The sequence below is a fragment of the Bacillus sp. PDNC022 genome, from assembly GCF_016919285.1.
GTDB classification, from domain to species: Bacteria; Bacillota; Bacilli; order Bacillales; family Bacillaceae; genus Bacillus; species Bacillus safensis.
Genome location: NZ_CP070345.1, coordinates 1220570 through 1243581, shown reverse-complemented (window position 1 = coordinate 1243581; position 23012 = coordinate 1220570). Strand labels below are relative to the sequence as shown.

The following is a 23012-nucleotide window of genomic DNA, read 5'->3' as shown; positions in this document are numbered from 1 at the left end:
AGGGGGATAAAGATGCAATCCTTAAATTACGAAGATCAGGCGCTATGGGCTAGATGGAAAGAGTGGAAAGACCCAGCTGCTGGAGATGATCTTATGCGCCGCTATATGCCGCTCGTCACATATCATGTTGGAAGAATTTCCATCGGTCTCCCGAAGTCAGTGCATAAAGAAGACTTGATCAGTCTAGGGATGCTCGGTTTATATGATGCCCTTGAAAAATTTGATCCTGGAAGAGATCTGAAGTTTGATACATATGCATCCTTCAGAATCCGCGGGGCCATCATCGACGGTCTTCGTAAAGAGGACTGGCTGCCTCGTACATCAAGAGAAAAAACAAAAAAAGTAGAAGCGGCTATCGAAAAGCTTGAACAGCGTTATTTGCGTAATGTGACGCCGACAGAGGTGGCTGAGGAACTCGGCATGAGTGAACAGGATGTCGTCACAACGATGAATGAAGGATTCTTTGCAAATCTGCTCTCAATTGATGAGAAGCTGCATGATCAAGAAGACGGAGAAAACGTCCAAGTCATGATTCGCGACGAGAAGACAGTGACTCCTGAAGAGAAAATGCTGAAAGATGAATTAATTGAACAGCTTTCTGAAAAAATCACAGAGCTTTCTGAAAAAGAAAAGCTCGTGATCAGTCTTTTCTATAAAGAAGAACTGACATTAACGGAAATCGGTCAAGTGCTCAATTTATCTACCTCGCGCATTTCGCAAATTCATTCAAAGGCCTTGTTCAAGCTTAAGCATCTGCTTGATAAAGCCATTCAATCTTAAAGAGTTAGTGAGTGAAAAAATATGTTATGGCTGATTAGCTTCACGCTTCATGCTGCACTTATTTATTTTGTGATCATTTTATATACGAGAATGAATTCGCTGAAGGCAACAGAACAAAAGCAGCGAGAACTTCTAGAAGAAACGGAAAATACCCTGGCTGCATTTTTGATGGAAGTCAAAGAAGAGAATGACAAACTATCAAAAGTGGCAGCCGCTTCCCCTGATTTTTCTGCTGAAGAGCTGAAATCGGATCTTCAGACACCAAAGCAGCCACAACCACCAATTGAATCCCAGCAATCGGTCGAAAGTGAAGATCCAGTACCAGAGCACCTGTCGGCTCTCCTTAGCGAAGTTGAGGTACAGGAAGAGAAGGTAAATGAACCCGTTCCACAACTTGACACAGAGGCTTCTCTGCCTTCTAAAAGTGAAATAGAAGAAACATTCGAGGACCAAGTGAAGACCTTATATGATGAAGGGCGATCACTAGAAGAAATAGCGAAAGAAATGAAAACTGGCAAGACAGAAATCGAGCTTTTATTAAAATTTAGCGGAAAGCTGTAAAGGATTCTTGATTGTCAGTCCATCATGTGTTATATTATTTCTTGGTGTTAAATACACACGCTTAATGATTCGTATGAAGGTGCTGCCGTGGCGCAGTTTTATGTGAACATGACTTAAGCGGAGGAAAAAAAACCATTATATTAGGAGGCAACAAAATGTCAGTTATTTCTATGAAACAATTGCTAGAAGCTGGTGTTCACTTCGGTCACCAAACTCGCCGTTGGAACCCAAAAATGAAGCGTTACATCTTTACAGAGCGTAACGGTATCTACATCATCGACCTTCAAAAAACGGTGAAAAAAGTAGAAGAAGCTTACAACTTCACGAAAAACCTTGCTGCTGACGGAGGAAAAATCCTTTTCGTTGGTACGAAAAAGCAAGCACAAGATTCAGTGAAAGAAGAAGCAATCCGTTCTGGTATGTTCTATGTGAACCAACGCTGGCTTGGTGGAACTTTAACAAACTTTGAAACAATCCAAAAACGTATTAAACGTTTAAAAGATATTGAAAAAATGCAAGAAAACGGTACATTCGAAGTTCTTCCTAAGAAAGAAGTCGTTCAACTGAAAAAAGAATTAGAGCGTCTTGAAAAATTCCTAGGCGGAATCAAAGACATGAAGAGTCTTCCGGATGCACTTTTCATTATCGACCCTCGTAAAGAGCGTATTGCAGTTGCAGAAGCTCGTAAATTGAATATCCCAATCATCGGTATCGTTGACACAAACTGTGATCCAGACGAAATTGATGTTGTGATCCCTGCAAACGATGATGCAATCCGCGCTGTAAAACTTCTAACTGCTAAAATGGCAGATGCGATTCTTGAGTCTAAACAAGGCGAAGAAGAAGCTGTTGTAGAAGAAACGACAGAAACTGAAACAACAACTGCGTAACCTATTCAAAAGGTGATAAGAGGGAAATGCCTTTTATCACCTTTTTTTCACCTAGTAATCCGTGTTTTAACATAGAAGGAGGAAATGTAAAATGGCAATTACTGCTCAATTAGTTAAAGAACTGCGTCAAAAAACTGGTGCAGGTATGATGGACTGTAAAAAAGCGTTAACAGAAACTGATGGTGACATCGAGAAAGCAATCGACCTTCTAAGAGAAAAAGGAATCGCAAAAGCTGCGAAAAAAGCAGACCGTATTGCGGCAGAAGGATTAACTCTTATCAAAACTGACGGCAACACAGGCGTCATCCTTGAAGTGAACTCTGAGACTGATTTCGTTGCGAAAAACGAAGGATTCCAAGCACTTCTTAACGAACTTGCTGATCATTTGCTTGCTGCTAAACCTGCAACAATTGAAGAAGCTCATGCTTCTAAAATGGAAAATGGTTCAACAGTTGAAGAGCATATCACATCTGCAATTGCGAAAATCGGAGAGAAAATCACTCTACGCCGTTTCTCTGTCATCACGAAAGAAGATAATGCTGCATTCGGTTCTTACCTGCACATGGGCGGACGTATCGGTGTGTTAGCTGTTCTTAACGGAACAACTGACGAAGAGCTTGCAAGAGACATCGCAATGCACGTTGCAGCTGTAAACCCTAAATACATTTCTCGTGACCAAGTGTCAGAAGAAGAAGCAAACCGTGAGCGTGAAGTATTAACACAACAAGCGCTTCAAGAAGGAAAGCCTGAAAACATCGTAGCTAAAATGGTTGAAGGCCGTCTAAACAAATTCTTCGAAGAAATTTGCTTACTTGACCAAGCGTTCGTTAAAAACCCAGATGAAAAAGTGAAACAAGTTGTGGCAGCGAAAAACGCAACTGTTCAAACTTATGTTCGCTATGAAGTGGGCGAAGGTATCGAAAAACGTCAAGACAACTTTGCTGAAGAAGTTATGAGCCAAGTGAAAAAATAATGTTTGAAAAGCTCTCTGGGGCTTTTTTAGGGAGCACAAGCACTGTGTTCCCTATTTTTTAGAGGATATTGATTTACAAAAGGCAGTTTCTTACGCATAATAAGAGACGGTATAGTTTACACTTGGAGGTTATCATGAGCAAACCGAAATATAATCGCATTGTACTGAAGCTAAGTGGCGAAGCACTAGCGGGTGATGCTGGAAATGGAATTAACCCAACTGTCATTCAATCAATTGCAAAGCAAGTAAAAGAAATTGCAGAGCTTGATGTTGAAGTTGCAGTCGTTGTAGGCGGAGGAAACCTTTGGCGCGGGAAGACAGGCAGTGATCTAGGAATGGACCGTGCAACAGCAGACTACATGGGTATGCTGGCAACAGTGATGAACTCACTGGCGTTACAGGACAGCCTAGAAACGCTTGGCATTCAGTCTAGAGTGCAAACCTCTATTGAAATGAGACAGGTTGCAGAGCCATACATAAGAAGAAAAGCGATCCGTCATCTTGAGAAGAAACGTGTCGTCATTTTTGCTGCTGGAACAGGGAACCCTTATTTCTCTACAGATACTACGGCAGCACTTCGAGCAGCAGAAATTGAAGCAGATGTCATTTTAATGGCGAAAAATAATGTAGATGGTGTCTACAGTGCTGATCCTCGTACAGATGCGGATGCAGTAAAATATGATAAGCTTTCATATCTTGATGTACTTAAAGAAGGGCTTGCTGTAATGGATTCTACTGCGTCCTCATTATGTATGGACAATGACATTCCATTAATCGTCTTCTCTATTATGGAAGAAGGAAATATTAAACGTGCCGTAAACGGCGAATCAATCGGAACGATCGTGAGGGGGAAATAACGTGTCAAAAGAAGTGTTGAACCAAACGAAAGAAAAAATGGAAAAAGCCGTACAAGCATACGGACGTGAGCTTGCTACTGTTCGTGCAGGCCGTGCAAATGCTTCACTGCTTGATAAAGTGACAGTTGATTATTACGGTGCACAAACACCACTTAACCAAATTGCGTCAATCACAGTGCCAGAAGCACGTATGCTGATTATCACACCTTACGATAAAACAGCAATCGGTGATATCGAAAAAGCGATCCAAAAGTCTGATCTTGGCATCACGCCAACAAGTGACGGAAATGTGATCCGCATTGCGATTCCTGCGCTAACTGAAGAAAGACGTAAAGAGCTTGTGAAAGTAGTGAAAAAATACTCAGAAGAAGCAAAAGTAGCTGTTCGTAACGTGCGTCGTGATGCAAACGATGATTTGAAAAAGCTTGAGAAAAATGGGGAGATCACTGAAGATGAATTAAGATCATCAACAGAAGATGTCCAAAAATTGACAGATGAATATGTCGCTAAAATTGATGACGTGACGAAAGATAAAGAAAAAGAAATCATGGAAGTTTAAGAAAAAACTATGTACAATAGATAATAGTGAAAAGACCCTCTTCATGTTTACAGGGGGTTTTTTTGTTAATACTGTTGATGACTATATTATTAGCGGGAACGCAACCTTTTTGGGTGATGGAGGAATCTCATGCTCAATATACTCAAAAATTGGAAGAATCAGCAAACAGCAGCTTCCAACTTAGAAAGCCTGACAAAAGAAGACATATTAAATGGAGAAATTCCTGAACATATCGCCATTATCATGGATGGGAACGGAAGATGGGCGAAAAAACGTGCTCTTCCACGGGTAGCAGGTCATCATGAAGGAATGAAAGTCGTCAAGCGCATGACAAAGCTTGCAAATGAGCTGAATGTCAAAGTGCTGACTTTGTATGCTTTCTCTACGGAAAATTGGAAACGTCCAAAACTAGAAGTAGACTTTTTAATGAAACTTCCTGAAGAATTTTTAAACATCTACCTGCCTGAACTCATCGAGGAAAATGTCCGTGTGCGTTTAACAGGTGATCCAGACGGCCTCCCGCAGCATACGAAAAAAGCGGTAGAGAACGCAGTAAAGAGTACGGCGAATAACGACGGGCTCGTTTTGAACTTTGCGCTCAACTATGGAGGGCGCACAGAAATCGTCTCCGCATGCAGACAAATTTCTGAAAAGGTCAAAGAAGGTAAGCTTCAAGCGGAAGACATCACAGAAGAGATGTTTTCAGCTTATTTAATGACAGAATCTCTTCAAGATCCGGATTTGCTCATTCGCACGAGTGGAGAAATTAGATTAAGCAACTTTATGCTTTGGCAAATTGCGTACAGCGAGTTTGTCTTTACGGATGTGCTTTGGCCTGACTTTTCTGATGAGCACCTTATAGACGCTATCGGAGAGTATCAGCGCCGCGGCCGGAGGTTCGGTGGAATTTAGAGGGTGGTGCAGATGAAACAAAGAATTTTGACGGGTGTTTTGGCAGCTGCAGTCTTTTTGCTTGCTGTTATATATGGACAGATGCCATTTACCCTGCTGATTTATTTAATGGGAAGTGTCGCTCTCTTTGAGCTTTTAAGAATGAAAAAGATCTCGATTTTCAGCTTTCCTGGTATTGTCAGCTTAATATTGCTTTGGCTTTTAATGGGCGGAGACAACAGCTTCTTCCCAAACGTAGACGCATCAAAAATGCAGATTGCTTTATTTGCAGTCTTAATACTTTTAACTTATACAGTTTTGAGCAAAAACTCTTTCACATTCGATGAGGTTGCTTTTGTTGTATTAGCCACATTATATATTGGCGTTAGTTTCTATTATTTTATCCAAATTAGAGGCTTATATGGCATGAGTGCGATCTTCTTCGCAGCAGTGATTATTTGGTCTACTGACTCAGGAGCCTACTTTATTGGGAAATCTATGGGAAAACGAAAGCTTTGGCCAGAAATCAGCCCAAACAAAACAGTAGAAGGATTTATCGGCGGAATCGTCACAGCGGTCGTGTTGTCACTTGTATTTCAGGCGGTTACAGGATTTTTGCCATCATATCTGCTTGTGATGTTTATTACTCTTTTACTCAGTATCTTTGGACAGCTTGGCGACCTTGTGGAATCTGCTTTAAAGCGTCATTATCACGTGAAGGATTCAGGGTCAATTCTCCCTGGTCATGGCGGGATTTTGGACAGGTTTGACAGCTTTTTATTCGTTCTGCCGTTTTTATACTTACTGCTCGCAACGTTTGCCAGCTAACCTCATAGAAACTTATTGAACGAGAGAAGGAGTGGCAATTTGAAATATATTTCGCTATTAGGCGCAACAGGATCAATTGGAGAACAAACGTTAGATGTGATCAGTCAGCACCCGGACAAGTTTCAGCTGAAAGCCATGACATTTGGCAGAAATATAGCAAAGGCGATTCCGATCATTGAGCGCTTTCAGCCTGAATTCGTCGGCTGTGTAGACGAAGAAACCTATCACACACTAAAGAATCATTCATTTGCATACGATGTGAAGCTCGCTGCTGGTGATGAAGCCAATATCGAGGCAGCGACCTATGATGCAGTTGACGTCGTGGTCAATGCACTTGTAGGAAGTGTTGGACTTGTTCCAACATTAAAGGCCATTGAACAAAAAAAGACAATTGCACTCGCAAATAAGGAAACACTTGTGACAGCTGGTCATATAGTAAAAGAGTACGCCAAAACATATGATGTACCTTTACTTCCTGTCGATAGTGAGCATTCCGCTATTTTTCAATGCCTGCAAGGTGAACAAGCTAAAAACATTGAACGTTTAATCGTGACAGCTTCAGGTGGTAGTTTCCGAGATAAAAAACGAACTGAACTTGAAGGTGTTACGGTTGAAGAAGCGCTGAACCATCCGAACTGGTCGATGGGAGCGAAAATCACCATTGATTCAGCGACGATGATGAATAAAGGGCTCGAGGTGATCGAGGCGCATTGGTTGTTTGATATCCCTTATGAACAAATTGATGTGCTGCTACATAAAGAGAGCATTATCCATTCGATGGTGGAATTTCACGACAAAAGCGTCATGGCTCAGTTAGGGACACCTGACATGAGAGTACCTATTCAATATGCACTCACATATCCTGACAGGGCCCCGTTACAAGAAGCGAAATCATTGAACCTTTGGGAGATTGGACAATTGAATTTCCAAAAAGCGGATTTTGACAGGTATCGCTGCTTACATTTTGCTTATGAATCAGGTAAAATAGGAGGGACAATGCCTGCTGTACTCAATGCAGCAAATGAAATGGCAGTCGATGCATTTCTGAAAGGCAAAGTAACGTTCCTGCAAATTGAAGAATTGATTGAAAAGGCACTAATTAGACATCATGTGATTTCAGCGCCTAGTTTGCAAGATATCCATGAAGTGGACAAAGATACACGAGACTTTGTTCAATCAATCCTCACATAAGGTGGTATGTTCGTGAATACAGTGATTGCGTTTATTATTATTTTTGGAACGCTCGTTTTTTTCCACGAGCTTGGCCATTTAATTATGGCGCAGCGCGCGGGGATTTTATGCCGCGAGTTCGCAATTGGTTTTGGGCCGAAGATTTTCTCCTTTAAACGAAAAGAAACCGTTTATACCATTAGACTTCTCCCTATTGGCGGATTTGTTAAAATGGCTGGAGAAGACCCTGAAGTCATCGAAATTAAACCAGGTCATACAGTGGGGCTCTTATTCAATGAGCAAAATGAAGTAGAAAAGATTATTTTAAATGATAAAGAAAAATATCCTGATGCACTTGTCATCGAAGTTGAGCAGATTGATTTAGATCATGCCATGAGAATCTCAGGATATGAAGCTGGAAATGAAGATATTTTGACTGGCTACAATGTTAGTCAAACAAGTTTCTATATTGCAGATGGTGAAGAAATTCAAATCGCACCATACAATCGTCAATTCGGTTCAAAAACAGTATGGCAGCGAATTAAAGCCATCGCAGCTGGACCGATCATGAACTTTATCCTGGCGTACGTGATTTTGGTTGCTTTAGGCTTTATTCAAGGGGTAACCGTTGATGATCCTGTACTCGGTAAGCTCACGAAAGACGGCCGAGCAGCGGAAGCTGGACTCATGCAGGGAGATCACATCGTATCCATTAACGGCGAGAAAATGAATTCTTGGACAGACGTCGTTCAAACAGTTCAAAAGAACCCTGAGAAAAAAATGAATGTCGTCATTGACCGTGACGGCAAAGAAAGTACTGTGCAGGTTGTACCAGAAGCTGTGAAAGCTGACGGAAAAAGCATTGGCCGTTTCGGATCCTATCCGCCAACGGAAAATGGATTCTTGAAAGTCATTTCCTCTTCAGGAACAACTGTCATTTCAACAGCAGGTCTGATCTTAACGAACTTGCAAAAAATTGTCACAGGACAATTTTCACTAGACATGTTAGCAGGTCCTGTTGGAATTTATGACATGACAGGAGAAGTAGCCAAACAAGGTGTGTTAACATTGATGCAGTTTGCGGCGTTCCTCAGTATCAACCTAGGCATCGTGAATTTATTACCGATTCCTGCACTAGACGGAGGGCGTTTACTATTCTTATTTGTTGAAGCCATTCGCGGTAAGCCAATTAATCGTGAGAAGGAAGCACTTGTCGTCTTTATCGGTGTTGCTTTCCTCATGCTGTTAATGTTAGTGGTAACGTGGAATGACATTCAGCGGTTATTTTTATAAAAACCATTCTCTCTTGTTTCTCATTCCGGGAAACAAGAGTTTTTGTGAGAAGTCCTATTTCATAAATGAGGTGTAACGACATGAGACAATCCCTGACTTTCATTCCAACTCTTCGAGAGGTGCCGGCAGATGCTGAGGCAAAAAGTCATCAACTTTTAGTAAGAGCTGGTTTTATTAGACAAAATACAAGTGGAATCTATCATTATCTGCCGCTTGCGCATAAAGTCATTCAGCATATTCAATCCATCGTCCGCAAGGAAATGGAAAAGGCAGGCGCAGCTGAGCTGTTAATGCCAGTGCTGCAGCAGGCAGAAATGTGGCAAGAGTCAGGAAGATGGTATACATACGGTCCAGAACTGATGCGTATGAAGGATCGCCATGGCCGCGAATTTGCGCTTGGCCCAACCCACGAAGAAGTGATCACATCACTAGTACGCAGCGAAGTGAAATCGTATAAGAAGCTTCCTTTAACTCTATATCAAATTCAATCAAAATTCCGTGATGAACAGAGACCACGCTTTGGACTGCTGCGCGGACGTGAATTTATTATGAAGGATGCATATTCGTTCCATTCTTCGCCAGAAAGCCTTGATGAAACATACAACAAAATGTTTACGGCTTACTCTAATGTGTTTTCAAAAGTAGGTCTCAATTTTAGACCAGTCATTGCAGATTCAGGGGCAATGGGCGGAAAAGATACGCATGAGTTCATGGCGCTCTCAGAAGTCGGAGAGGATACCATCGCTTATTCTGATACTTCCTCATATGCAGCGAATATCGAAATGGCTGAGGCTGTATATCACGGAGAAGAAGCAAATCCTGCGGACTTCAAAGAGCTTGAAAAAGTCCACACGCCGCAAGCGAAAACGATTCAAGATGTGGCTGGATTTTTAGAAGTTGATCCTTCTGCTTGCATTAAATCTGTTTTATTTAAAGCAGATGATGCGTATGTTCTGATCCTTACTAGAGGCGATCATGAAGTAAATGATGTGAAAGTGAAAAACTTAGTAGGAGCACAGCTTGTCGAGCTTGCTTCACGCGAAGAAGTGCTGGAAATCATTGGAACTGAGCCTGGATTTGTTGGACCTGTTAAGCTGGAAGCAGAAGTCGATATTTATGCGGACCTTGCGGTTAAAGGCATGACAAATGCAGTCGCTGGTGCAAACGAAGCGGATTATCACTATGTCAATGTCAATCCAGCACGAGATGTGTCGGTAAAAGAATTCACAGATCTTCGCTTGATTCAAGAAGGAGACGTTTCTCCAGATGGGGAAGGCACTATTCAGTTTGCAAAAGGGATTGAAGTTGGACAAGTCTTTAAACTGGGCACTCGTTATTCTGAATCAATGGATGCAACGTACCTCGATGAGAATGGTCGTGCGCAGCCTATGATTATGGGCTGCTACGGCATCGGCATCTCTAGAACGCTTTCAGCGATTGTTGAACAGCATCACGATGAGAAAGGAATCATTTGGCCGGAAACAGTGGCGCCATATGACCTTCACCTCCTTGCATTAAATATGAAAAACGATGCGCAAAAAGAACTGGCTGAAACGTTGTACGAGCGATTAGAAGATGAAGGCTTCGATGTACTTTTCGATGACCGCCAGGAGCGTGCAGGAGTGAAATTTGCAGACAGTGATTTAATTGGACTGCCAATTCGCATTAGCTGCGGAAAACGTTCAGAAGAAGGTATTGTTGAAGTGAAGTTTAGAAAATCAGGTGACTCACATGAAGTTTCTGTTGATGATCTGATTTCGTTTATACGCCAAGCATAAAACGAACAAAAAAATGAAGGTACCTCCTGTAGAAAAGAGGTACCTTTCTGATTGACAAAAGGAGGGTCCTGTCTTGGATGAACAATTACCGATCACACGGCGGCAATTTCATATATTACTCAATCAGATTCAAATGACAGATGATGACCTCAGTCGTTACTTTGAAGAAGGGGAAATCGTCAAATTGACAGTGCATAAGGCGACGAAAACATGGCATTTCCTTTTTAAATTTCAGGCGCTTTTGCCTTACAAAGTATACGCCATGTTTCTCAGCAGGCTGACAAATGCATTTTCTCATATTGCACAAATCACTTGTACGATTGAAGTGAATGATCCGCACATATCTGAAGAACTCGTGCAATCGTACTGGTCACATTGTGTGGAAGAACTTCAAGGAATTTCCCCCCCAATCGTCAGTTTGCTTCAGCAGCAAAAACCATCGCTGTCTGGACATAAAATCATCATTAAAACGAAAAGCGAAACAGAGGCACTCGCTATTAAGAAAAAGTACAGCCCAATGCTCCAGGCTGCATTTAAACAAGTGGGCTTTCCAGAGCTGCAATTCGATACAGAAATTTTTGTATCAGATCAAGAGATTCAGAAGTTCAGAGAACAAAAGCTTGCTGAAGATCAAGAAAGAGCCATGCAAGCCCTCACTGAGATGGAGAAGAAAGAAAGTGAGGAGCAGGATGAAGCTCCGTCAGGCCCTCTGATGATTGGCTATCAAATCAAAGATAATGAAGAAATTCGTACGCTTGATAGTATCATGGACGAGGAAAGAAGAATCACCGTTCAAGGCTACGTATTCGATGCAGAAACGCGTGAGCTGAAAAGCGGGAGAACGCTTTGTATCTTTAAGATCACAGATTATACAAACAGTATTTTGATCAAAATGTTTGCAAGAGAAAAAGAAGATGCTCAGCTGATGAAATCATTGAAAAAAGGCATGTGGGTGAAAGCAAGAGGAAGCATTCAAAATGATACATTTGTCAGAGATCTTGTCATGATCGCCAATGATGTCAATGAAATGAAACCGCAGCTAAAAGAAGATACAGCACCTGAGGGTGAAAAGCGTGTTGAGCTTCATTTACATTCCCCTATGAGCCAAATGGATGCTGTCACTGGCATTGGCAGGCTTGTTGAACAAGCAAAAAAATGGGGACATGAAGCAATTGCTTTGACGGATCATGCCGTTGTACAATCCTTCCCTGATGCGTATGCAGCAAGTAAAAAGCATGGCATCAAAATGATGTACGGTGTGGAAATTAACTTAGTGGACGACGGGGTACCGATTGCATATAACCCGGAGCACCGCTTGTTAGAGGATGCGACGTATGTCGTATTTGACGTAGAGACAACTGGACTTTCAGCCGTTTATGACACGATCATTGAGCTGGCAGCAGTGAAAATAAAAGGCGGGGAAATCATTGACCGCTTTGAGGCATTTGCAAATCCCCATCACCCGTTATCAGCGACAACCATTGAATTAACAGGTATCACCGATGATATGGTGAGAGATGCACCAGATGTTGTCGACGTTGTGCGGGATTTCAAAGAATGGATTGGACAAGATATCCTTGTTGCACACAATGCGAGCTTTGATATGGGCTTTTTAAATGCAGCATATAAACGTCTGTTAAAAACAGATAAAGCGTCAAACCCTGTCATTGATACACTTGAACTTGGCCGATTCCTTTACCCAGAATTTAAAAATCACCGGCTGAACACCCTCTGTAAAAAGTTCGATATTGAACTAACGCAGCATCACCGGGCGATTTATGATGCAGAGGCGACAGGCTATCTCATGCTGAAGATGCTAAAAGATGCGGCTGAAAAAGAGATTGCCTATCACGATCAATTGAATGAAAACATGGGGCAGTCGAATGCCTACCAGCGCTCACGTCCTTACCATGCGACTTTGATTGCTCAAAATGAGACAGGCCTTAAGAATTTATTTAAGCTTGTTTCACTTTCTCATATTCATTATTTTTACCGGGTCCCGCGCATTCCGCGCTCACAGCTTGAGAAATATCGAGAAGGTTTAATAATCGGGTCTGCCTGTGATAAGGGTGAAGTGTTTGAAGGGATGATGCAAAAGTCACCTGATGAGGTGGAAGACATTGCAGCATTTTACGACTATTTAGAAGTTCATCCGCCAGAAGTGTATCAGCACCTGCTGCAGCTTGAGCTTGTTCGAGATGAACGTGCGTTAAAAGAAATCATCACAAACATTGTCAAACTTGGTGAAAAGCTGAATAAACCAGTTGTAGCGACTGGAAATGTACATTACCTGCATCCAGAGGACAAAATTTATCGTAAAATCTTAATTTCATCACAGGGTGGAGCGAATCCGCTGAACCGCCATGAACTGCCAAAAGTTCATTTTAGAACGACAGATGAAATGCTAGAAGCGTTCTCCTTCCTAGGAGACGAAAAAGCAAAAGAGATCGTCGTAACGAATACGCAAAAAGTATCTGAGATGGTCGAAAGCATTAAACCTATCAAAGATGATCTTTACACACCAAAAATCGAAGGTGCAGATGAAGAAATACGGGAAATGAGCTATCAAATGGCGCGCAGCATCTACGGAGATGACCTGCCGAAAATCGTAGAAGACCGCATTGAGAAAGAATTAAAAAGTATTATCGGTCATGGATTCGCCGTTATTTACTTAATCTCTCATAAGCTCGTAAAAAAATCACTTGATGATGGATATCTTGTTGGATCAAGGGGATCTGTCGGCTCATCTCTTGTTGCGACATTAACAGAGATTACTGAAGTGAATCCACTTGCACCTCATTATGTATGCCCAAGCTGTAAGCATTCTGAGTTCTTTAATGACGGATCTGTTGGTTCAGGCTTTGACCTTCCTGATAAAGACTGTCCAGAATGTGGTACGCCGTATAAAAAAGACGGACATGATATTCCGTTTGAAACGTTCTTAGGTTTTAAAGGAGACAAAGTCCCTGATATTGATTTGAACTTCTCAGGTGAATATCAGCCGATAGCGCATAACTATACGAAAGAGTTGTTCGGGGAAGAGTACGTATACCGAGCAGGTACGATTGGTACCGTTGCAGAAAAAACAGCATACGGTTACGTGAAAGGCTATGCAGGAGATCATAACCTTCATATGAGAGGCGCTGAAATCGACCGGCTTGTACAAGGCTGTACAGGGGTAAAACGGACAACGGGCCAGCATCCAGGCGGGATTATCGTAGTGCCTGATTATATGGACATTTACGATTTCTCACCTATTCAATTCCCAGCAGATGCGACAGGTTCTGATTGGAAAACGACACATTTTGATTTCCATTCGATCCACGATAACTTGTTGAAATTGGATATTCTTGGGCACGATGATCCAACGGTCATTCGTATGCTTCAAGATTTAAGCGGAATCGATCCAAAAACGATTCCAACAGATGACCCTGAAGTGATGAAAATTTTCCAAGGGACAGAGCCTTTAGGTGTAACAGAAGAGCAAATTGGCTGTAAAACAGGTACACTTGGTATACCGGAATTTGGGACAAGATTTGTTCGCCAAATGCTAGAGGATACAAAACCAACGACCTTCTCAGAGCTTGTTCAGATTTCTGGACTATCACATGGTACGGATGTATGGCTCGGAAACGCGCAAGAGCTCATTCACAATAAAACGTGTGAACTAAGTGAAGTGATTGGGTGCCGTGATGATATTATGGTCTATCTCATCTATCAGGGCTTAGAGCCGTCACTCGCCTTTAAAATCATGGAATCTGTTCGTAAAGGAAAGGGACTTCCTCCTGAATGGGAAGAAGAAATGAAGAATAATAATGTACCAAACTGGTATATTGATTCTTGTAAAAAGATCAAATACATGTTCCCTAAAGCCCACGCGGCTGCTTATGTATTAATGGCTGTTCGTATTGCTTATTTCAAAGTGCATCATGCACTTCTGTACTATGCGGCTTACTTTACCGTTCGTGCGGATGACTTTGATATAGAAACGATGACAAAAGGGTCGAATGCGATTCGAGCTGTTATGGATGACATTAACTCAAAAGGTCTAGATGCATCACCGAAAGAAAAGAACCTATTAACTGTACTAGAGCTTGCCCTTGAAATGTGCGAAAGAGGCTACCATTTCAAAAAAGTGGACCTCTACCGCTCAAGTGCAACAGAGTTTATCATTGATGGAGACGGATTAATTCCGCCATTCAACTCGATCCCTGGACTCGGAACAAACGTTGCGTTAAATATTGTTCGCGCGCGGCAAGATGGGGAATTCCTTTCAAAAGAAGATTTACAAAAACGTGGAAAAGTGTCGAAAACCATCCTTGAATATTTAGATCGTCAAGGCTGTTTAGAAGCACTTCCTGATCAAAACCAGCTTTCTTTATTTTAAAGTGATAAAAAAAGAGCGTCCTAAAAGGGCGTTCTTTTTTATATATACAATAATTTTATTATGTTAACTAATAAAGATTTCTCATCAACTGGAATTATTTTCATATTCTTTCATATATCTTGATTTATCGTGATGTTTTAAGAGAAGAGATTGTATGTCATTCTTTCTACCCAAATAGAGCTCAAAAGGGAATTTCGCCGTCTGAAATGTTCTTAAGCGACATATGATCATTCTGGGTACAGTCAGAAGGAGAATCAAAAGAAAAACCTTCGATGAGCGTAAAGCTGATTGCTGTTTACTATGCTTATTTTTGAAACCTATTTGATTCTTTTCAAAACTGTACAGATCACGAAACGAAAGATAAAAAGGAGGCGGTTCGTCTATTGATCAATGTTTCACTAAAAAGAAGGGGTGAGCAATAAAGAAATGGCATCTTACAACTATGTAGAGGTTCTACAAAAATCCATGCTGTTTTATGAAGCGCAGCGGTCAGGCCGGCTTCCGGAAAGTAATCGTCTTAACTGGCGGGGAGATTCTGGACTAGAGGACGGGAAGGATGTTGGGCATGACTTAACTGGCGGCTGGTATGATGCAGGAGATCATGTGAAATTTGGACTTCCGATGGCTTACTCAGCAGCCGTGCTTGCATGGACAGTATATGAATACCGAGAAGCTTATGAAGAGGCGGAGCTGCTTGATGAGATACTAGATCAAATCAAGTGGGCAACGGATTATTTCTTGAAAGCACATACAGGACCGAATGAATTTTGGGCGCAAGTCGGTGATGGAAACGCCGATCACGCTTGGTGGGGACCAGCAGAAGTGATGCCGATGAACCGGCCAGCTTTTAAAATTGATGAACATTGTCCTGGAACAGAAGTAGCTGCACAAACTGCGGCGGCTTTAGCAGCAGGTTCTATTATTTTTAAAGAAACAGATGCGTCTTATGCAGCAAAGCTTTTGACGCACGCCAAACAGCTATATGCATTTGCTGACAGGTATCGCGGCAAATATACAGATTGTGTCACCAATGCGCAGCCATTTTACAACTCCTGGAGCGGCTATGTTGACGAACTTATTTGGGGCGGAATCTGGCTGTACTTGGCCACAAATGAAGAAACGTATTTAAACCAAGCATTAAAAGCAGTAGAGGAATGGCCGAAGGATTGGGATTATACGTTTACAATGTCATGGGACAATACTTTTTTTGCTTCACAAATTTTACTTGCAAGAATCACGAAAGAGAACAGATTTATAGAATCGACTGAGCGTAATCTTGATTACTGGACCACAGGTCTTGTTCAAAATGGAAAAGTAGAAAGAATCACCTATACGCCTGGCGGTTTGGCATGGCTGGATCAATGGGGTTCACTTCGTTATGCCGCCAATGCAGCATTTTTAGCCTTTGTATATGCTGATTGGGTATCTGATCAAGAAAAGAAGAATCGATACCAATCGTTTGCGATCAAGCAAACTCACTATATGCTAGGTGACAATCCGCTGAATAGAAGCTACGTCGTTGGTTTTGGCCAGAATCCGCCGAAGCATCCGCACCATCGTACTGCACACGGCTCATGGTCGAACCAGCTGACAAATCCTTCAGTTCATCGGCACACACTTTATGGAGCGCTTGTTGGGGGCCCTAATGCACAGGATCAATATGACGATGACATCTCGGATTATATATCAAACGAGGTGGCGACCGATTATAATGCCGCCTTTACTGGAAATATCGCCAAAATGGTGCAGCTGTTTGGTCAAGGACAATCAAAACTGCCAAATTTCCCGCCTAAAGAACAGGTGGAGGAAGAATTTTTTGTAGAGGCAGCTGTGATGCATAGCGATACAACATCTACTCAAGTGAAAGCAGTGCTTTACAACAGGTCCGGCTGGCCGGCAAGAAGCAGTCAAACACTGTCATTTAGATATTACGTCAATCTGAGTGAGGTCTTTGCAAAGGGATTCACGGAAAAGGATATTCAAGTGACAGCAGCCTACAATGAAGGCGCTTCCTTATCGCCTTTAAAGGTATATGACGCATCAAGCCGCGTCTATTTTGCAGAGATCGATTTTACGGGCGTAGCTATTTTCCCTGGAGGAGAATCTGAGCATAAGAAGGAAATACAATTTCGATTATCTGCTCCAAATGGATCGAATATATGGGATGCCTCAAATGATTATTCCTATCAAGGGTTAACATCCAATATGCAAAAAACACCGAAGATTCCTGTCTTTGACGATGATGTTTTAGTATTTGGCATACTTCCAGACAAATAAAAAAACAACGAGTTTATTGAAAGGGTGAAGGACTTGTCAAACAAAGAACGGTTTTTAACGCTTTATCATCAAATTAAAAGCGATGCGAATGGATATTTTTCACCAGAAGGAATTCCGTATCATTCAATCGAGACGCTCATTTGTGAAGCACCTGATTATGGGCATATGACAACTTCAGAAGCGTATAGCTATTGGCTGTGGCTTGAGGTGCTGTACGGACATTACACAGGGGACTGGAGCAAATTAGAGGCAGCTTGGGACAATATGGAGAAGTACATCATTCCAGTCAATGAGGATGGACATGATGAGCAGCCGCATATGAATGCTTATAATCCGTCCAGTCCAGCCACATACGCAGCAGAGAAACCATTTCCGGATCAATACCCAAGCCAATTAACCGGTGCCCGTCCTGCTGGTCAAGATCCAATTGATAGTGAATTGAAATCAACCTATGGATCGAATGAAACGTATTTAATGCACTGGCTCCTTGACGTAGATAACTGGTATGGCTATGGAAACTTGCTCAACCCATCACATAAAGCGGCATATGTGAACACCTTCCAGCGTGGTCCACAGGAATCTGTATGGGAGTCCATCCCTCATCCATCACAGGACGATAAATCTTTTGGCAAGCCGAATGAAGGCTTTATGAGCTTGTTCACAAAAGAAAATCAAGCTCCAGCTGCTCAGTGGCGCTATACAAATGCAACGGATGCTGATGCACGTGCGATACAGGCGATGTATTGGGCAAAGGAGCTCGGCTATAATAAGCCGTCTTATCTTGATAAAGCGAAAAAAATGGGGGATTTCCTCCGTTACGGCATGTACGATAAATATTTTCAAACGATTGGAAGCGGGAAGCAGGGGAATCCGTATCCTGGAAACGGAAAGGGTGCCTGTCATTACTTAATGGCGTGGTATACCTCTTGGGGCGGAGGACTTGGGGAGTATGCCAACTGGTCATGGCGTATCGGAGCGAGCCATTGTCATCAGGGATATCAAAATCCTGTCGCCGCTTATGCTTTATCCACAGATAAAGGAGGCTTAAAGCCATCTTCAGCTACTGGGGCAAGCGATTGGGAAAAAACATTAAAGAGGCAGCTTGAATTTTACGTATGGCTTCAATCGAAAGAAGGAGCCATTGCAGGAGGCGCAACCAATAGCTGGAATGGAGACTATAGCGCTTATCCGGCGGGAAGAAGTACTTTTTACGATATGGCATATGAAGATGCGCCTGTCTACCTTGATCCGCCATCAAATAACTGGTTTGGGATGCAGGCGTGGCCAATGGAGCGCGTTGCAGAGCTTTATTATATTTTTGTCAAAGATGGCGACAAAACATCTGAAAATGTCCAAATGGCCAAATCTGCTATAACAAAATGGGTCAACTATGCATTAGATTACATTTTTATCGGCAGCCGTCCTGTGTCGGATGAAGAGGGTTATTTCTTAGATGACCAAGGACAAAGAATTCTAGGAGGAACAAACGTTTCTGTTGCTACAACAAGTGCGCCTGGAGAGTTTTGGCTTCCTGGAAATATTGCTTGGAGCGGACAGCCTGATACTTGGAATGGGTTCCAGTCTGCAACAGGAAATCCAAATTTAACAGCTGTAACAAAAGATCCGACTCAGGATACGGGCGTTTTAGGTAGTCTTGCCAAAGCTTTGATATTCTTTGCTGCGGCCACAAAACTGGAAACAGGTGATTATACGGCGCTTGGTGCAAGAGCGAAAGATGCAGCCGCGCAGCTCCTAGAGGTTGCATGGAATTACAATGATGGCGTCGGCATAGTGACAGAGGAAGATAGAGAAGACTATGACCGTTTCTTTAGAAAAGAAGTGTATTTCCCAAATGGATGGAACGGAACATTTGGTCAAGGAAATCAGATTCCTGGAGCCAGCACCATTCCTTCTGATCCGCAGCGAGGAGGGAATGGGGTCTATACGAGTTTTGCTGATCTTCGTCCGAAGATTAAACAAGATCCAGCGTGGTCTTCACTCGAAAGTAAATATCAGTCTTCATTTAATGAAGCTACAGGCAAATGGGAGAATGGCGCACCAGTTTTCACTTATCACCGCTTCTGGTCTCAAGTGGATATGGCCACTGCCTATGCTGAATATCATCGACTGATCAACTAAGAGGTCAAAATCAAGCTGTCGGCTTTCTAGCCGGCAGTTTGAATAGGTAATATCAATCCAATGAAAATAAGGGTGATTTTACATGGTTAAAGAAAGAAGCTTTCTTCATCAATCATTCAATAGTGGCGAAAATGGGCAGGGAAATCCGATATGGAAAAAAGAGGCGGATGATCGAATCTCAGAGCATAGACAAAGAGATATTGTGATCAACGTGACAAACGTTGATAAAAAGCCAGTAGCAGGTATAGAGGTTGAAATGAAGCAAATCAGGCATGAATTCGCATTTGGTTCAGCAATGAATGACCAAGTGTTATTTAATCAACAATATGCTGATTTTTTCGTAAAGCATTTTAATTGGGCTGTTTTTGAAAATGAGGCAAAATGGTATGCGAATGAGCCGCAAAGAGGAAAAATCACCTACGAAAAAGCAGATGCGATGCTGAATTTTGCAGATCGACATCAACTTCCAGTGAGGGGGCACGCTTTATTTTGGGAGGTAGAGGATGCGAATCCAAGCTGGCTGAGGTCACTGCCGAATCACGAAGTATATGAAGCCATGAAAAACCGGCTTGAGCATGCGGGCAATCATTTTAAGGGAAGATTCCGTCACTGGGATGTAAACAATGAAATGATGCACGGTTCATTTTTTAAAGATCGCTTTGGGAAAAATATTTGGAAGTGGATGTATGAAGAAACGAAAAAAATTGACCCCAAAGCACTATTGTTTGTGAATGATTATAATGTGATCTCATATGGTGAGCACCATGCGTATAAAGCGCATATCAATGAACTGCGTCAGTTAGGCGCACCTATTGAGGCGATTGGGGTTCAAGGCCATTTTGAAGAACGGGTCGATCCAGTCATTGTCAAAGAGAGGCTCGATGTGCTTGCTGAGCTTGGTCTTCCAATATGGGTCACAGAGTACGACTCTGTTCACCCTGACCCTAATAGAAGAGCCGATAACCTAGAGGCTTTATATCGCGTCGCATTTAGTCATCCAGCCGTTAAAGGAGTACTGATGTGGGGATTTTGGGCAGGTGCCCATTGGAGAGGTGAACATGCGGCCATCGTGAATTATGATTGGTCTTTAAATGAAGCAGGACGACGTTATGAAAAGCTTCTAAATGAGTGGACGACCCAAAGAGTTGAAAAAAACAGATGCTAATGGCAATGTGATATGTCCAGCATTTCACGGAACATATGAGATTAGAATCGGCAAAGAAAATAAAATGCTCAAACAGCAGACAATTGAACTCGATTCAAATGAACAAACACCGTTTCAACTAGACGTAATCTTGCCTAAAGAAGGATAGAGATAGATTGTGAGGAGAATGTAAATGAAAAAGTGGGCTCAAAGAGTGTCTTGCTTCATACTTGTGGCCGTTATATGGTCAGGCTGGTTTTCACTTACGATTAAGGCCGCAGCTTATGTGCAGACGTCTGGTACACAATTTACGCTGAACAATCAACCATTTTACTTCGCCGGCACAAATAATTACTACTTCCATTACAAATCTAAAAAGATGGTAGATGCTGTGTTCGATGATATGAAAGCAATGAATTTAAAGGTCATCAGGATATGGGGCTTTCATGACGGGGCCCCTCAAGAAAACTCAGTCTTACAATCTAGTCCAGGGGTCTATGAAGAATCGGGTTTTCAAAAACTAGATTATGCGATTTATAAAGCAGGACAGGAAGGAATAAAGCTTGTTATCCCACTAGTGAACAATTGGGATGACTTTGGCGGTATGAATCAATACGTAAAGTGGTTCGAGGCAGGATCGCATGATGCCTTCTATACAGATCCTCGTATTCAAAAAGCTTACAAAAATTATGTGCGCTATGTATTAGAAAGAACCAATACGTATACAGGTGTTCAATATAAAGACGATCCAGCTATTATGACTTGGGAATTGGCCAATGAGCCGCGTGTTCAGTCAGATCCAACGGGAAATGTACTAGTCAAATGGGCAGATGAAATGAGTAAATGGATCAAATCGCTGGATCGTCACCATCTTGTTGCAGTAGGAGATGAAGGGTTCTTTCGCATACCAGGGCATGAAGATTGGTTTTACGGAGGCGGAGAAGGCGTCGATTGGGACCGTTTGACGGCTCTTCCTAATATCGATTATGGGACCTATCATCTGTACCCAGATCACTGGAACAAATCTGCTCCTTGGGGAGTGAAATGGATTGAAGACCATATCACCCGCGGGAACTCAATCGGAAAACCAGTTGTTTTAGAAGAGTTTGGCTATCAAAATCAATCAGCACGTCCTGACGTATATCAAAGCTGGCTGTCAGCGGTTGAGCGGCTCGGAGGGGCTGGCAGTCAATTTTGGATTTTAACTAGCATTCAGGACGATAACTCGCTTTATCCAGATTATGACGGTTTCCGCATCATAAAAGGGAGCAGGGAGGCAGCACTTATCAGTGAACATGCGAAAAGAATGAATGAAAAAAACCGATTTTCCAAATAGAATATGAGAATGCATGTTTATCATCTTCTCTATATTTAAATATCTTGAAATATGAAACGGTTATGAGACCAACCATTGAAAAAGGTTTTCAGAAACGATCAACAAGCAGAAGGTATTTATGAGATCGTTGAGGAAGGAGGTGGTTATATTTATTTTTTATATTAATTCATAAAAATATATTTCCAATAACTTGACTAAATGGAAATTTAATTCTATACTCTGTATCACAGAGTTCTTTGTGGAAGAGGAGTTTATTTATGAATAATGAAAAATTCAATAATTCAGAAATATTAGAGAATTTATCTCATATCAAGACGATTACAAATTATAAAACAGAGTATTGTAAACAAACTAGTATTTATTTTATCATTTGGGGCCTCATTTGGATAATGGGATATTCAATCCCTTTACTTTTTGCTAACTCAATAGCTACAGGTGTCTTTTGGCTTATTTTAGGAATTGCGGGCTGGGTTATCACTTTAACTACATATTTTAAACAAAAGAAAATGATACCGATGCCCTTGTTTTTAAGAACTCAATTGCAATACACATGGCTTGGTCTTGGAATCATTTTAGGTATCTTTATTTTTTTAATATGTGTTGGTTTATTACCATATACATTAAATAATTTACCCTTTTATGTTGTTTTATTGGTTTCTATCATGTATTTACTCTTAGGTATTGTTCTGGCTAAAGAGATCTTTATTATGGGGTTCTGGCTAAGTGTTTTAGGTGTAACTACATTTTTATTATTTCCTAGTTTAATGAACATTATCTTTGCTTTTATTGGTGGAGGAAGTTTGTTATTAACTGGCGTGATTTTAAAAAGAAAAGGACAAGGAAATGAGTAATGTCAATAGTTTAAATGATTTAATCCATCCAAAAGTTCGATTAGGGATTATGAGTTTATTAATGATTTATGAAAAATGTGATTTTAGCTTCTTAAAAGGTTCTTTATCTGTAACAGACGGTAATTTGGGTTCGCATTTAAAAAAATTAGAGGATGCAGGCTATGTGCTAATCACAAAGACTTTTGTGGATAAAAAACCAAAAACAATCGTTAGTATAACAGATTTGGGAGAGCACGCCTACAAAGAATATTTGAGTGTTATTGAAGCCATTTTAAAAAATAAATGAGATGGAAGGAAA

At 41.6% G+C, this 23012-nt stretch carries 19 protein-coding genes; all 19 read left to right on the top strand.

Annotated features, from left to right (window positions below):
- Positions 1 to 12: 12 nt before the first annotated feature.
- On the top strand, positions 13 to 780 hold the full coding sequence (locus JVX94_RS06475; protein WP_048239727.1) for a FliA/WhiG family RNA polymerase sigma factor: 768 nt from the start codon (positions 13 to 15) through the stop codon (positions 778 to 780).
- Between the two features lie 21 nt (positions 781 to 801).
- Positions 802 to 1341, top strand: coding sequence for a Swarming motility protein SwrB (locus tag JVX94_RS06470; protein WP_095408490.1), 540 nt, complete (start codon positions 802 to 804; stop codon positions 1339 to 1341).
- Between the two features lie 155 nt (positions 1342 to 1496).
- Positions 1497 to 2231: a 30S ribosomal protein S2 gene (rpsB, locus tag JVX94_RS06465; protein ID WP_024426991.1), complete on the top strand. Its 735-nt coding sequence runs from the start codon at positions 1497 to 1499 to the stop codon at positions 2229 to 2231.
- Between the two features lie 91 nt (positions 2232 to 2322).
- Positions 2323 to 3204, top strand: coding sequence for a translation elongation factor Ts (tsf, locus tag JVX94_RS06460; protein ID WP_034281801.1), 882 nt, complete (start codon positions 2323 to 2325; stop codon positions 3202 to 3204).
- Between the two features lie 134 nt (positions 3205 to 3338).
- On the top strand, positions 3339 to 4061 hold the full coding sequence (gene pyrH, locus JVX94_RS06455; protein ID WP_008344767.1) for a UMP kinase: 723 nt from the start codon (positions 3339 to 3341) through the stop codon (positions 4059 to 4061).
- 1 nt (position 4062) lies between these two features.
- Positions 4063 to 4620: a ribosome recycling factor gene (gene frr / locus JVX94_RS06450; protein WP_024424150.1), complete on the top strand. Its 558-nt coding sequence runs from the start codon at positions 4063 to 4065 to the stop codon at positions 4618 to 4620.
- A 129-nt stretch (positions 4621 to 4749) separates the two neighbouring features.
- A complete protein-coding gene (locus tag JVX94_RS06445; RefSeq protein ID WP_205185000.1) occupies positions 4750 to 5532 on the top strand; it encodes an undecaprenyl pyrophosphate synthase in 783 nt (260 codons plus the stop codon).
- A 12-nt stretch (positions 5533 to 5544) separates the two neighbouring features.
- Positions 5545 to 6339, top strand: coding sequence for a phosphatidate cytidylyltransferase (locus JVX94_RS06440; protein WP_048239734.1), 795 nt, complete (start codon positions 5545 to 5547; stop codon positions 6337 to 6339).
- A gap of 39 nt (positions 6340 to 6378) precedes the next feature.
- Positions 6379 to 7530 carry a 1-deoxy-D-xylulose-5-phosphate reductoisomerase gene (dxr, locus tag JVX94_RS06435; protein ID WP_095408491.1) on the top strand — a complete coding sequence of 384 codons (1152 nt, stop codon included), beginning with the start codon at positions 6379 to 6381 and terminating at the stop codon, positions 7528 to 7530.
- Positions 7531 to 7536: 6 nt separating this feature from the next.
- Positions 7537 to 8802: an RIP metalloprotease RseP gene (gene rseP, locus JVX94_RS06430; protein WP_087975441.1), complete on the top strand. Its 1266-nt coding sequence runs from the start codon at positions 7537 to 7539 to the stop codon at positions 8800 to 8802.
- Positions 8803 to 8882: 80 nt separating this feature from the next.
- Complete coding sequence (locus JVX94_RS06425) at positions 8883 to 10580, top strand: proline--tRNA ligase (protein ID WP_205184998.1); 1698 nt, start codon at positions 8883 to 8885, stop codon at positions 10578 to 10580.
- Positions 10581 to 10653: 73 nt separating this feature from the next.
- Positions 10654 to 14967 carry a PolC-type DNA polymerase III gene (locus JVX94_RS06420; RefSeq protein WP_205184997.1) on the top strand — a complete coding sequence of 1438 codons (4314 nt, stop codon included), beginning with the start codon at positions 10654 to 10656 and terminating at the stop codon, positions 14965 to 14967.
- Positions 14968 to 15393: 426 nt separating this feature from the next.
- Positions 15394 to 17244: a glycoside hydrolase family 9 protein gene (locus JVX94_RS06415; protein ID WP_205184995.1), complete on the top strand. Its 1851-nt coding sequence runs from the start codon at positions 15394 to 15396 to the stop codon at positions 17242 to 17244.
- Between the two features lie 33 nt (positions 17245 to 17277).
- Entirely contained in the window at positions 17278 to 19383 is a 2106-nt protein-coding gene (locus tag JVX94_RS06410) for a glycoside hydrolase family 48 protein (protein ID WP_205184993.1), read from the top strand.
- An 82-nt stretch (positions 19384 to 19465) separates the two neighbouring features.
- The gene (locus tag JVX94_RS06405) at positions 19466 to 20548 is read left to right on the top strand and encodes an endo-1,4-beta-xylanase (RefSeq protein ID WP_240193810.1); all 1083 of its coding nucleotides are present in this window, start codon (positions 19466 to 19468) and stop codon (positions 20546 to 20548) included.
- Positions 20529 to 20696 (top strand): hypothetical protein, encoded by a 168-nt coding sequence (locus JVX94_RS19565; RefSeq protein WP_240193809.1) that lies wholly within the window; start codon positions 20529 to 20531, stop codon positions 20694 to 20696. Before JVX94_RS06405 ends, JVX94_RS19565 begins: the two co-directional genes overlap by 20 nt.
- Before the next feature lie 24 nt (positions 20697 to 20720).
- Entirely contained in the window at positions 20721 to 21863 is a 1143-nt protein-coding gene (locus JVX94_RS06400) for a glycoside hydrolase 5 family protein (RefSeq protein ID WP_095408497.1), read from the top strand.
- 257 nt (positions 21864 to 22120) lie between these two features.
- A complete protein-coding gene (locus tag JVX94_RS06395; RefSeq protein WP_088001425.1) occupies positions 22121 to 22714 on the top strand; it encodes a hypothetical protein in 594 nt (197 codons plus the stop codon).
- Positions 22707 to 23000, top strand: coding sequence for a winged helix-turn-helix domain-containing protein (locus JVX94_RS06390; RefSeq protein ID WP_205184991.1), 294 nt, complete (start codon positions 22707 to 22709; stop codon positions 22998 to 23000). The genes JVX94_RS06395 and JVX94_RS06390 overlap by 8 nt, the downstream gene beginning before the upstream one ends.
- Positions 23001 to 23012: the final 12 nt, after the last annotated feature.

Bases quoted from the DNA above. Each gene is read 5' to 3' on its own strand.
- JVX94_RS06415 (WP_205184995.1), top strand. From the start codon at position 15,394: ATGGCATCTTACAACTATGTAGAGGTTCTACAAAAATCCATGCTGTTT.
- JVX94_RS06440 (WP_048239734.1), top strand. From the start codon at position 5,545: ATGAAACAAAGAATTTTGACGGGTGTTTTGGCAGCTGCAGTCTTTTTG.
- JVX94_RS06390 (WP_205184991.1), top strand. From the start codon at position 22,707: ATGAGTAATGTCAATAGTTTAAATGATTTAATCCATCCAAAAGTTCGA.
- JVX94_RS06395 (WP_088001425.1), top strand. From the start codon at position 22,121: ATGAATAATGAAAAATTCAATAATTCAGAAATATTAGAGAATTTATCT.
- JVX94_RS06470 (WP_095408490.1), top strand. From the start codon at position 802: ATGTTATGGCTGATTAGCTTCACGCTTCATGCTGCACTTATTTATTTT.
- tsf (WP_034281801.1), top strand. From the start codon at position 2,323: ATGGCAATTACTGCTCAATTAGTTAAAGAACTGCGTCAAAAAACTGGT.
- JVX94_RS06475 (WP_048239727.1), top strand. From the start codon at position 13: ATGCAATCCTTAAATTACGAAGATCAGGCGCTATGGGCTAGATGGAAA.
- rpsB (WP_024426991.1), top strand. From the start codon at position 1,497: ATGTCAGTTATTTCTATGAAACAATTGCTAGAAGCTGGTGTTCACTTC.
- rseP (WP_087975441.1), top strand. From the start codon at position 7,537: ATGTTCGTGAATACAGTGATTGCGTTTATTATTATTTTTGGAACGCTC.
- JVX94_RS06425 (WP_205184998.1), top strand. From the start codon at position 8,883: ATGAGACAATCCCTGACTTTCATTCCAACTCTTCGAGAGGTGCCGGCA.
- JVX94_RS06400 (WP_095408497.1), top strand. From the start codon at position 20,721: ATGAAAAAGTGGGCTCAAAGAGTGTCTTGCTTCATACTTGTGGCCGTT.
- JVX94_RS06405 (WP_240193810.1), top strand. From the start codon at position 19,466: ATGGTTAAAGAAAGAAGCTTTCTTCATCAATCATTCAATAGTGGCGAA.
- pyrH (WP_008344767.1), top strand. From the start codon at position 3,339: ATGAGCAAACCGAAATATAATCGCATTGTACTGAAGCTAAGTGGCGAA.
- JVX94_RS06445 (WP_205185000.1), top strand. From the start codon at position 4,750: ATGCTCAATATACTCAAAAATTGGAAGAATCAGCAAACAGCAGCTTCC.